General features: G+C 73.2%; 11 protein-coding genes and 1 pseudogene. 10 read left to right on the forward strand and 2 right to left on the reverse strand.

The annotated features are described in order from the left end of the window. The first annotated feature begins 116 nt into the window (after nucleotides 1-116). The 7 genes and pseudogenes from LCD35_RS25730 to LCD35_RS25760 all read left to right on the forward strand — a co-directional run bounded on the left by LCD35_RS25730 (nucleotide 117) and on the right by LCD35_RS25760 (nucleotide 5,518). Nucleotides 117-446 carry a DUF2752 domain-containing protein gene (locus tag LCD35_RS25730; protein WP_224959442.1) on the forward strand — a complete coding sequence of 110 codons (330 nt, stop codon included), beginning with the start codon at nucleotides 117-119 and terminating at the stop codon, nucleotides 444-446. Between the two features lie 76 nt (nucleotides 447-522). Continuing rightward, nucleotides 523-1,320, forward strand: a pseudogene (gene recO / locus LCD35_RS25735) (DNA repair protein RecO); the annotation flags it as partial. Between the two features lie 152 nt (nucleotides 1,321-1,472). Beyond that, the gene (locus LCD35_RS25740) at nucleotides 1,473-2,072 is read left to right on the forward strand and encodes a GNAT family N-acetyltransferase (protein ID WP_224959440.1); all 600 of its coding nucleotides are present in this window, start codon (nucleotides 1,473-1,475) and stop codon (nucleotides 2,070-2,072) included. Between the two features lie 54 nt (nucleotides 2,073-2,126). Beyond that, nucleotides 2,127-2,975 (forward strand): isoprenyl transferase, encoded by an 849-nt coding sequence (locus LCD35_RS25745; protein WP_224959438.1) that lies wholly within the window; start codon nucleotides 2,127-2,129, stop codon nucleotides 2,973-2,975. Further along, the gene (locus LCD35_RS25750; RefSeq protein ID WP_224959436.1) at nucleotides 2,972-3,409 is read left to right on the forward strand and encodes a hypothetical protein; all 438 of its coding nucleotides are present in this window, start codon (nucleotides 2,972-2,974) and stop codon (nucleotides 3,407-3,409) included. The genes LCD35_RS25745 and LCD35_RS25750 overlap by 4 nt, the downstream gene beginning before the upstream one ends. A 373-nt stretch (nucleotides 3,410-3,782) precedes the next feature. Then, complete coding sequence (locus LCD35_RS25755; RefSeq protein ID WP_225045095.1) at nucleotides 3,783-4,739, forward strand: permease; 957 nt, start codon at nucleotides 3,783-3,785, stop codon at nucleotides 4,737-4,739. Then, nucleotides 4,739-5,518: a TIGR03943 family protein gene (locus LCD35_RS25760; RefSeq protein ID WP_225045093.1), complete on the forward strand. Its 780-nt coding sequence runs from the start codon at nucleotides 4,739-4,741 to the stop codon at nucleotides 5,516-5,518. The genes LCD35_RS25755 and LCD35_RS25760 overlap by 1 nt, the downstream gene beginning before the upstream one ends. Nucleotides 5,519-5,525: 7 nt before the next feature. Here LCD35_RS25760 and LCD35_RS25765 read toward each other — a convergent pair whose 3' ends face one another. Both LCD35_RS25765 and LCD35_RS25770 read right to left on the reverse strand, forming a co-directional pair. Then, nucleotides 5,526-5,945, reverse strand: coding sequence for a Fur family transcriptional regulator (locus LCD35_RS25765; protein ID WP_224959433.1), 420 nt, complete (start codon nucleotides 5,943-5,945; stop codon nucleotides 5,526-5,528). After that, a complete protein-coding gene (locus LCD35_RS25770; protein WP_224959432.1) occupies nucleotides 5,942-6,445 on the reverse strand; it encodes a metalloregulator ArsR/SmtB family transcription factor in 504 nt (167 codons plus the stop codon). The genes LCD35_RS25765 and LCD35_RS25770 overlap by 4 nt, the downstream gene beginning before the upstream one ends. A gap of 544 nt (nucleotides 6,446-6,989) precedes the next feature. On the opposite strand from LCD35_RS25770, the gene LCD35_RS25775 reads away from it, so the two are divergent. The 3 genes from LCD35_RS25775 to LCD35_RS25785 all read left to right on the forward strand — a co-directional run bounded on the left by LCD35_RS25775 (nucleotide 6,990) and on the right by LCD35_RS25785 (nucleotide 10,405). Then, on the forward strand, nucleotides 6,990-8,375 hold the full coding sequence (locus tag LCD35_RS25775) for a glycine--tRNA ligase (protein WP_225045094.1): 1,386 nt from the start codon (nucleotides 6,990-6,992) through the stop codon (nucleotides 8,373-8,375). Nucleotides 8,376-8,400: 25 nt separating this feature from the next. After that, nucleotides 8,401-9,057 (forward strand): YdcF family protein, encoded by a 657-nt coding sequence (locus tag LCD35_RS25780; RefSeq protein WP_224959430.1) that lies wholly within the window; start codon nucleotides 8,401-8,403, stop codon nucleotides 9,055-9,057. 79 nt (nucleotides 9,058-9,136) lie between these two features. Beyond that, nucleotides 9,137-10,405 carry a deoxyguanosinetriphosphate triphosphohydrolase gene (locus tag LCD35_RS25785; RefSeq protein ID WP_225045096.1) on the forward strand — a complete coding sequence of 423 codons (1,269 nt, stop codon included), beginning with the start codon at nucleotides 9,137-9,139 and terminating at the stop codon, nucleotides 10,403-10,405. The last annotated feature ends 143 nt before the right edge of the window (nucleotides 10,406-10,548 follow it).

Genomic DNA, 10,548 nt, shown 5'->3' on the forward strand with positions numbered 1-10,548 from the left:
CCCCCCGCGGCGGGGATGCCCGGGGCGGCCGGGGGGGGGGGCGCGGGCCCCCCCCCCGGGGGGGGCCCGCCCCCCGCCCCCCCCGCGGCGGGGGGGGCGCGGGGGCGCTCGGCTTGGTGCTGAGCGCCGGACTCGTCCCGCTGCCCTGCCCGCTGCTGTTCCTCACCGGCTTCGACTGCCCGTTCTGCGGCGGCAGCCGGATGCTCGGCGCGCTGCTGCACGGCGACCTGGCGCGCGCCGTCGACCTGAACGCCTTCGCCCTGGTGCTCGTGCTGCCGGTGGCGGTGCTGTTCCTGATCGCCTCGGCGCGCCAGGAGGTCCGCGGCATCCCGTCGCCCTGGCTGGTCGGCCGCCCCGGCCGCTGGGCGGCGAACGCGGTGCTGGCCGCCGCCGTGGTGTGGGGCGTGGTGCGCAACCTCCCCGGTTTCGAGGCGCTGCGGGCCTGATCCCGCGGGCACCCGGCGTTCCGGCCGGACGCTCACCCGGAGCAGCCGGGTCGCCCGGTAGTGGGACGATGGCGGGGTGAGCCTCTACCGGGATACCGGCGTCGTGCTGCGGGTCCACAAGCTGGGTGAGGCCGACCGGATCATCACCCTGCTCACCCGCCGCTTCGGCAAGGTGCGCGCCGTCGCCAAGGGCGTGCGCCGCACCACCTCGCGCTTCGGTGCCCGGGTCGAACCCTTCTGCCACGTGGACGTGCAGCTGCACACCGGGCGCACCCTCGACGTGATCACCCAGGTGCAGACGCTGGACGCGTTCGGCGTGCACATCGTGGACGACTACCAGCGCTACACCGCGGGCTGCGCCGTGCTGGAGACCGTGGACCGGCTCGCCGCCGAGGAAGGCGAACCGGTGCTGCGGCTGTACCTGCTGGTCACCGGCGCGCTGCGGGCGCTGTCCGGGCGGGAGCGGGACCCGTCGCTGGTGCTCGACGCGTTCCTGCTGCGCGCCATGTCCTACGCGGGCTGGGCCCCCGCGCTCAGCGAGTGCGCGCGCTGCGGGGAGGCGGGCCCGCACGCCGCGTTCAACGTGCAGGGCGGCGGTGCGATGTGCGTGAACTGCCGCCCCACCGGCTCGGCGCGCCCCGCGCAGCAGACGCTGCCGCTGCTCGAAGCGCTCATGCACGGCGACTGGCCGGCCGCCGAGCGGACCACCGAGCAGGTGCGCCGGGAGGGCAGCGGGCTCGTCGCCGCGCACCTGCAGTGGCACCTGGAGCGGCAGCTGCGCTCGTTGCCGCTGGTGGAGCGCCAGGAACACCGCCCGGTGGTGCCCGAGCTCATCCGCGAACGCGCGGCCGCGGTGGACGAGGAACCCACCGCCGAGGAAACGACCGCTGCCGGATCGGCCGCAGCGGAATCAGCCGCAGCGGAGTCGGCCGTCGGGGAACCGGTCGCTGGGGAGTCGGCCGCAGCGGATCCCGTCCACCGGGCCACCGCGATCCCGGGAACGGCGGACGGGGCCACCGGTTGATCGTGCGCAGCTGGCGCCCCCGGGACGCCGAAGCGGTGCACCGGATCTGCGTGGCCACCGGCGACGGCGGCGAACCCGTGCACCACATCCTGCGGGAGCCCGACCTGGTCGCCCACGTCTTCGCCGACCCCTACCTGCTGCTGCACCCCGAACTGGCCTTCGTCGTGGAAGGCCGCGGCACCGTGCTCGGCTACGTCGTCGCCGCGCTGCACACCGAGGAGTTCTACGCGCGCTGGCAGCTGGAGTGGGCACCGCGGTTCGCCGCCAGCCACCCCTCCTCGCGGGTGGTGGACGGCCGCGACGCGGACAGCCAGCTGCGCGCGTTCCTGCACCGGCCGCGGCTGATGCTGCCCGCGCAGCTGGACCGGTTCCCCTCGCACCTGCACATCAACCTGGTCGCCGGAGTCCGCGGGCAGGGCATGGGAAAGCGGTTGATGCAGGCGGTGTTCCAGCAGCTGGCGCGCGCCGGATCACCGGGCGTGCAGCTCGGCGTGAACCCGAGCAACACCCGGGCGCAAGCGTTCTACCAGCGAATCGGGATGGTCCGGCTGCCGTCGGACACCCGGCTCGAAGTCCGCTACGGGACACCACTGAACGGGTGACATGCGGGTCCGGGAGAATGGGCGCCCGGCCGCAGAGCAAAGGAGAAGGCACACATGCTGCGACGCCGTGGACGCGGTAGCGACGACCCGAGCGTGAAGGCGCCTGCCCCGCACGCTTCCGGTGCGACCCCGCCCGCCCTGCCGCCCGAGCTGGTGCCGCGGCACGTGGCCATCGTGATGGACGGCAACGGTCGCTGGGCCAACGAACGCGGACTGCCCCGGGTCGAGGGGCACAAGCGGGGCGAGCAGGTCGTGCTGGAGCTCGCCAGGGGTGCCATCGAGATCGGCGTGAAGTGGCTGTCGCTGTACGCCTTCTCCACCGAGAACTGGAAGCGCAGCCCGGAGGAGGTCAAGTTCCTCATGGGCTTCAACCGCGACGTCATCGCCCGGCGCGTCGACGAGCTCGACGAGCTCGGCGTGCGGGTGCGCTGGGCCGGTCGCAAGCCGCGGCTGTGGCGCAGCGTCGTGAACACGCTCCAGGCCGCGGAAGAGCGCACTCGTGGCAACGAAGTCATGAACTTGACCATGTGCGTGAACTATGGTGGCCGGGCCGAGGTGGGCGACGCCGCTCGTGAGATCGCCCGGCTGGCCGCCGCAGGCAAGATCAATCCAGAGAAGGTGGACGAGCGGACCGTGTCCCGGCACCTCTACCAATCGGAGATGCCCGACGTCGACCTGTTCATCCGGCCGTCCGGGGAGCAACGCACTTCCAACTTCCTGCTCTGGCAGTCCGCATACGCCGAATTGGTGTTCCAAGACACCCTGTTCCCCGACGTGGATCGTCGCCACCTGTGGCGCGCGTGCGAGCAGTACGCACGCCGCGACCGGCGCTTCGGCGGCGCCGTCGATCGTGCCGCGCAGGACGAGAGCACCACTGAAACCGCCCAGGAGGGCATCTCATGACCCAGGAGGCCGCCACTACCGCGGAACTGCTGACCGCGGCGAAAGAGGCGCTGGAGACCTACCACGAGGTGAACGTCGACGACGACGGCGCGTTGACGCTGCGGCACGGCGACGTGCCGTGCGCGGTGCAGGCGATGCAGCTCGCCGAGGGCCTGACCGTGCTGAGCCTGACCTGCGTCGTGGCGTGGGACCTGCCGCTGGACGAGAAGCTGGCGCAGTCGGCCGCGGAACGTGCCGGGCAGGGCCTGTTCGGCACGCTCGGCGTGGTGCGCACCGAGCGCGGCATGGACGTGACGCTGCGCTACGCGTTCCCCGCCGAGGGCATGGAGCAGCAGCCGCTGGGCACGCTGCTGATGCTGGTCGTGTCGACCGCGTCGCAGCTGCGCGGTGAGCTGCTCACCGAGGTCGAAGAGGACACCCCGGCCGCCGACTGAACCGCCGTACCGCGCACGCCCCACCTGGAACCGCGCCGGTTCCGGGAGGGGCGTCGTGCTGCGCGGGGCCGGTTCGGCCGGCACGCGGGCGGCGAGTCGGCGCCGGGCGGCCCGGACTTCGCCGGATACGGCCGAACCCGGGTGATCCGGGGTGAACCGCGCCACCGGAGGTCACCTCCGGTCGCCGATCCGCGGGCCGGAACGGGTGATCGGCCGCTCGAGCGGGTGGGAACCGGTGGTCCCGGGGCCAGGGCAGGTGGCAACGATGGTCATGTGCGGCTGGCACGATGAGCCGGTGACCACGACCCTCCGCCCGGGGAGCGACCCGGGGAGTCCGAGCGGTGGTCCGGTGCGGCGCCGCCGGGTCACCTCGATGGAAGTGCTGTGCGCGCTGCTGCTGCTCGCGCTGCTGTTCCAGGCGCAGCTCAGCGCGCTGCTGGACGTGCCGGGGCTGCGCACCGGATCGACCGTGTTCGTCGCGGTGTGCGTGCAGGCGCTGCCGTTCCTGGTGCTCGGCGTGCTGATCAGCGGGGCGATCGCCGCGTTCGTGCCGCCGAGCGCGCTGCGCAGGGTGCTGCCCGGGCGCCCCGGCGCCGCGGTGCCGGTCGCCGGGCTGGCCGGGGTGGCGCTGCCCGGGTGCGAGTGCGCCTCCGTGCCGGTGGCCCGCCGGTTGATGCAGCAGGGCATCGCACCCGCCGCGGCGCTGGCGTTCCTGCTCGCCGCGCCTGCGGTGAACCCCGTCGTGCTGGTCTCGACCGCGGTCGCGTTCCCCGGCGACCCGATGATGGTGCTCGCCCGGTTCCTCGGGTCGCTGCTGACCGCGTGCGCGATGGGCTGGCTGTGGCTGCGCGTGGGCAAGGCTGAGTGGATCGCCGACCGCGCGCTGCGGCGGGCCGAGCGGCGCGCACCGGGCGGTGCGGGCCGGTGGGCGCTGTTCGCCGAGACCGCCCGGCACGACCTGGTCGAAGCCGGCGGGTTCCTAGTGCTCGGCGGGCTCACCTCCGCGGTGTTCAACGTCCTGGTCCCGGCGGAGTGGACGAGCTCGCTGGGCGGGCAGCTGGTGCTCGGCGTGCTGGTGATGGCGGTGCTCGCGGTGGTGCTGGCGCTGTGCAGCGAGGCGGACGCGTTCGTCGCCGCCGCGATGGCCGGGATGCCGCTGATCCCGAAGCTGGTGTTCCTGGTCGTCGGGCCCGCCGTGGACATCAAGCTCATCGCCCTGCAGGCGGGCACCTTCGGGCGGTCCTTCGCCCTCCGGTTCGCCCCGTTGACGTTCGTGGTCGCCGTCGCCAGTTCGATGCTGGTCGGCCTGCTGCTGCTGGGAGGCGCGTGATGCGGCGCGAAACGCAGAACCTGCTGCTGGTGCTGCTCGGCGGCGCCCTGCTCAAGATCGCGCTCACCGGGACCTACCTGCGCTACGTCAAACCGGCGCTGTTCCCGTGGCTGATCGGCACCGGGGCGGTGATGGTGCTGCTGGCCGCCGTCGCCATCGTGCGCGACATCCGGGCGGCGCGGGCCAGGGCGCGGGCGGACGACCCGTTCGCCGCCCCGCCCGAACCGCACGAGCCGGCCGAGCACGCCGCGCACGAGCACCGCGACCGGAGCCCGTGGATGCTGCTGCTCCCGGTGTTCGCGATCTTCCTGGTCGCCCCGCCCGCGCTGGGCGCCGACTCCATCGGCCGCGGCCAGCAGACCGCGGCACCCGAGCGGCCCACCGGGGCGAGCGCCCTGTTCGACGAGCTGCCGCCGGGGCCGGCACCGGAGCTGAGCGTCTCGGAGTTCATCACCCGCGTCGTGTGGGACGGCAGCGGTGCGCTGGAGCAGCGGGCCGTGCGGCTGCGCGGCTTCGTGGTGCACCCGGCGGACGGCCCGGCGCGGACCCAGCTCGCGCGGATGCGGATCAGCTGCTGCGCGGCCGACGCCTCACCGGTGCTGATCGACCTGGCCGGACCCGCCGCGAACGCGCTCGCGACCACCCCGCAGGACAGCTGGATCGAGGTGACCGGCACGCTGCGGGCGGGCAGCGCGACCGAGGCGAACGGCCAGGTGCCGACCTTCGACATCACCGGGGCCCGCGGCATCCCGGCGCCGGACGACCCCTACGAGTACTGAGCGGGGCTCACTCGGCGGCGCACTCCGGGCACACGCCGATGATCTCGACGGTGTGACCCACGTTCGAAAAGCCGTGCTCGCCCGCGATCCGCTCCGCCCACGCCTCCACCGGCGGGTCCGCGACCTCCACGGTCCGGCCGCAGTGCCGGCACACCAGGTGGTGGTGGTGCTCGGCGGAGCAGCGGCGGTAGATCGCCTCGCCCGAGTCGGTGCGCAGCACGTCGATCTCGCCGGCGTCGGCCAAGGTCTGCAAGGTGCGGTAGACGGTGGTCAAGCCGATGCCCTCGCCGCGGCGCCGCAACTGCTCGTGCAGGTCCTGCGCCGACCGGAAGTCGTCGACCTCGCTGAGCAGGCGGGAGACCGCCGCTCGCTGCTTGGTTGCCCGCAGGCCCGGCACGCCGGCCGCGGAACGCTCACCGGTGGTCACGCTGTCTCCGTTTCCTCGTTCTCGGGGGCCGGACGTGCGCCGCGTCCGCGCGGACGGGTTCCGGAGAGCTCCTCCGCGTGCGTGGCGGCGTCCACGACGATGTGCGCCAGGTGCTCGTCGACCAGGCGGTACACGACCTCGCGCCCGTGCCGCTCCCCGTGCACGACCCCCGCGGACTTCAGCACCCGCAGGTGCTGGCTGATCAGCGGCTGGGTGACGCCGAGCGCCTCCACCAGCTCGTGCACGCACCGCTCGGCCGTGCGCAGCTGCAGCACGATCGCGATGCGCACCGGCGCGGCCAGCGCCCGCAGCAGCTCCCCGGCTTCGACCAGGGTCTGCTGGTCGTGCACCGGGACCAGGCGCGGCGCCTCGCGCTCCGGCGAGTGCACGTGCTCCTCGGCGCGATCCGGGTGGCCGCTCGCCGTCCCGGCCGCCGACGCGATCTCGACCGGCTCGGAGCCGGTCGATCCGGCGAGGGGATCGGGGCTGACGGCGGGCATGGTGTCCTTTCCGGCGTGCCTGGAGTGCTGCCGCACCGGCGGTCCGGTCGGCGGTGCTGCTGCGGAGGACGCGTCCCGCGCGGGGCGCGGCGGTGCCCTCTGCCACGGCCCATCCTACGGGTCGGGCGAAACGGGTAGGCACCTCGCGGGAGCGGCCCGGGGCGGGCGCGATCCCGCCAGCGCAGCACCGCTGACCGCACCGGACGGGTGACCGGGACCGTCCCGCGGCGCGCGGGAGGCGGGTGGGGCCGCCGGTGCGAGCGACCTCATCGGTACGCTGGGAAACCCCAGGAACGGGACGCGTGCGCAGGTGCGGCCTGCGCAGCATCGGAGATCGTCGGAAGCCGGACTCCGATGCCGGGAGGACCTCACCGACCCCGGGGAGGTGCAGGCCCCGGAGCCCCCGACCGGAACGAGCGGCGGGGACCGGCGCAGCGCCGCCGGGCCCGCTCGCAGATGGAGCCCTCGCCGAGCCCGACCTGCGCGGTCGAGCCTCGGCCCGAAGCAATCGTCGAGTCCCTCGACCTGAGATTCCGGAGTGACCGTGCCCGCCGATCAGATCGACACGATCGTCAACCTGTGCAAGCGCCGTGGCTTCGTCTTCCCGTCCGGGGAGATCTACGGCGGTACGAAGTCGGCGTGGGACTACGGGCCGCTCGGCGTCGAGCTCAAGGACAACATCAAGCGCCAGTGGTGGAAGTCCATGGTGCAGGGCCGCGACGACGTCGTCGGCCTCGACTCCTCGGTGATCCTGCCCCGCGACGTGTGGGTCGCCTCCGGCCACGTCGGGGCGTTCCACGACCCGCTGGTCGAGTGCACCTCCTGCCACCACCGCTTCCGCGGCGACCACCTGGTGGAGGAGTTCGCCGAGCGCACCGGCAAGGAGATCGCCGAGGGCGACCTGTCCCAGATCCCCTGCCCGAACTGCGGCAACCGCGGCCAGTTCACCGAGCCGCGCGAGTTCAACATGATGCTCAAGACGTTCCTCGGCCCGGTCGAGAGCGACGAGGGCATGCACTACCTGCGCCCCGAGACGGCGCAGGGCATCTTCGTGAACTTCGCGAACGTGATGACGACCGCGCGCAAGAAGCCGCCGTTCGGCATCGGCCAGATCGGCAAGTCGTTCCGCAACGAGATCACGCCCGGTAACTTCGTGTTCCGCACCCGCGAGTTCGAGCAGATGGAGATGGAGTTCTTCGTCGAGCCGGGCGAGGACGAGCAGTGGCACCAGTACTGGATCGACGCGCGCACCGACTGGTACGTGGACCTCGGTGTGGACCGCGACAACCTGCGGCTCTTCGAGCACCCGAAGGACAAGCTGTCGCACTACTCGAAGCGCACCGTCGACATCGAGTACCGCTTCCGCTTCGCGGGCAGCGAGTGGGGTGAGCTGGAAGGCATTGCCAACCGCACCGACTTCGACCTCACCACGCACTCGAACCACTCGGGCGTGGACCTGTCGTACTTCGACCAGGCCAGCAACTCCCGCTACCGTCCCTACGTGATCGAACCGGCGGCGGGCGTGGGACGTCCGATGATGGCCTTCCTGGTGGACGCCTACCACGAGGACGAGGCGCCGAACGCCAAGGGCGGCGTGGACAAGCGCACCGTGCTGAAGCTGGACCGCAGGCTGGCGCCGGTGAAGGCCGCGGTGCTGCCGCTGTCCCGCAACGTCGAGCTGTCGCCGAAGGCGAAGGACCTGGCCGCGCAGCTGCGCCGGAACTGGAACATCGAGTTCGACGACGCCGGTGCGATCGGCCGCCGCTACCGCAGGCACGACGAGATCGGGACCCCGTTCTGCGTGACGGTGGACTTCGACTCGCTGTCCGACCACGCGGTGACGGTCCGCGAGCGCGACACCATGTCCCAGGAGCGGGTGGCGATGGACAAGCTGGAGGAGTACCTCGCCGTCCGCCTCATCGGCTGCTGAGCGGCCCCGGCACCGGAACGAGCCCATGACTGAGACCGGTACCGCCCCCCGTGGTTCCAGCACCGGCCGGGTGCTGCGCCGCACCGTGCTCGGTGCGGTGCTGATGGTGCTGCTGCTGCTGGGCGGTACCGGTTTCCGCGTGTGGCAGGTGGCGCGCAGCGACGACCGCCGCCCGGTGGACATGATCGTGGTGCTGGGCGCGGCCCAGTACCACGGCAAGCCCACCCCGGTGCTGCGCGCGCGGCTGGAGCAGGCCCTGGAGCTCTACGAGCAGGGCCTGACCGAGCACGTGGTGACCGTCGGCGGCAGCCAGGTCGGCGACGAGTACACCGAGGCGGAGACGGGCCGGCTGTGGCTGGCCGAGCAGGGCGTGCCCGAGAACAAGATCACCGACGTGGAGACCGGGGCGGACACCCTGGGCAGCATGAAGGCGGTCGCGACCTTGGCGCGGGAACGCGGCTGGAGCTCGGCGCTGATCGTCAGCGACCCGTGGCACTCGTTGCGCGCCCGCACGATGGCCGGTGATTTCGGGTTGGACGCGTGGGCGTCGCCGACCCGTTCGGGGCCGATGGTGCAGACCCGGGCGACGCAGTTCCACTACATCTTCCGGGAGACCGGTGGCCTGCTGTACTACCGGCTGACGCACGCCCCGGCCGAGGTCCTCAGCGACCGCTTGAGCTGACCCGGCGTTCACCGGCCGTTGCCGCCGCGTTCCGGCTGGCAGGGCGGGGGTAGGCCGTAGGCTGGGCGCGGTGAACGACTTGTGCCCCGGCTACGACGAGCACGACCTGGCCCGGTCGGCCCCCGAAGCACCGAAGGCGGCCTTCCCCGGCGCGCACCGGGAGGCGCGCAGCCCGTTCGCCCGGGACCGGGCGCGGGTGCTGCACTCGGCCGCGCTGCGCAGGCTGGCCGGGAAGACGCAGGTGATGGGCCCGGAAGAGGGCGATGTGCCGCGCACCCGGCTGACGCATTCGCTGGAGGTCGCGCAGATCGGCCGCGGCATCGCGGTGACCCTGGGCGCGGACCCGGACCTGGTGGACACGGCCGGGTTGGCGCACGACATCGGTCATCCGCCGTTCGGGCACAACGGCGAGCAGGCGTTGGACGAGCTCGCGGGCGCCTGCGGCGGGTTCGAGGGCAACGCGCAGACCTTGCGGATCCTGACCAGGTTGGAGCCGAAGCTGCCGGGCGAGCCGGGTGCGGGCAGCGGGCTGAACCTGACCCGGGCCTGCTTGGACGCGGCGACGAAGTACCCGTGGCCGCGCCGGCCGGGGCAGGTGAAGTTCGGCGCCTACCCGGACGACCTGGCGGTGTTCGGCTGGATGCGGCAGGGCGCGCTGGGAGAACGTCGCTGCCTGGAGGCGCAGGTCATGGACTGGGCCGACGACGTTGCCTATTCGGTGCACGACGTGGAGGACGGGGTGCACTCGGGCCGCATCTCGCTGCACGAGCTGTCCCGGCCGGAGGAGCGCTCGGAGATCGTGCGGCTGGCGGCGAAGCACTTCTGGGCGGACGGCGATGCGGGTGAGCTGGACGCGGCGGCGGGTGGGCTGGCGGTGCTGCCCGCGGTGGCCGCGGTCGCCGACTACGACGGCACCTTGGCCGCGCAGGTGGCGTTGAAGCGGTTGACCAGCGAACTCGTCGGCCGGTTCACCTCGGCGGCGGTGACGGGCACCGTGGAGGCGTTCGGCGCCGGGCCGTTGACCCGGTACGCGGCGGACGTGGTGGTGCCGCGCGAGGTGGCGGCCGAGGTGGCGGTGCTCAAGGCGGTGGCGGTGCACTTCGTGCTCAGCGATCCGCGCCGGTTGCGGATGCAGGAGCGGCAGCGGGAGCTGCTGGCGGAGCTGGTCGCGGTGCTGGCGGCGCGAGCCCCGGAGTCGCTGGACCCGGCGTTGGCCCCGGCGTGGTCGGCGGCGTCGGACGATGCGCAGCGGTTGCGGGTGGTGCTGGACCAGGTGGCGTCGTTGACCGATGCGCAGGCGGTGTCCTGGCATGCACGCCATGTACACAGAGACACCAAGTCTGTGTGAAATAGGTCCGATCGGGGGGTGCGTACGCCCGGTCGTCCGGCATAGTGTTCACGCAGCGGGGGGGGGGGGGGGGGGGGGGGGGGGGGGGGGGGGGGCCCCCCCCCCGGGGGGGGGGGGGGGCCGCCGGCCCCGGGCCGGCGCGG

Source organism: Saccharopolyspora sp. 6V, assembly GCF_020176785.1.
GTDB lineage: Bacteria > Actinomycetota > Actinomycetes > Mycobacteriales > Pseudonocardiaceae > Saccharopolyspora_C > Saccharopolyspora_C gregorii.

Coding starts and splice junctions, on each gene's coding strand:
- LCD35_RS25745 (WP_224959438.1), top strand. CDS start 2,127: ATGCTGCGACGCCGTGGACGCGGTAGCGACGACCCGAGCGTGAAGGCG.
- LCD35_RS25750 (WP_224959436.1), top strand. CDS start 2,972: ATGACCCAGGAGGCCGCCACTACCGCGGAACTGCTGACCGCGGCGAAA.
- LCD35_RS25755 (WP_225045095.1), top strand. CDS start 3,783: ATGGAAGTGCTGTGCGCGCTGCTGCTGCTCGCGCTGCTGTTCCAGGCG.
- LCD35_RS25760 (WP_225045093.1), top strand. CDS start 4,739: ATGCGGCGCGAAACGCAGAACCTGCTGCTGGTGCTGCTCGGCGGCGCC.
- LCD35_RS25770 (WP_224959432.1), bottom strand. CDS start 6,445: ATGCCCGCCGTCAGCCCCGATCCCCTCGCCGGATCGACCGGCTCCGAG.
- LCD35_RS25780 (WP_224959430.1), top strand. CDS start 8,401: ATGACTGAGACCGGTACCGCCCCCCGTGGTTCCAGCACCGGCCGGGTG.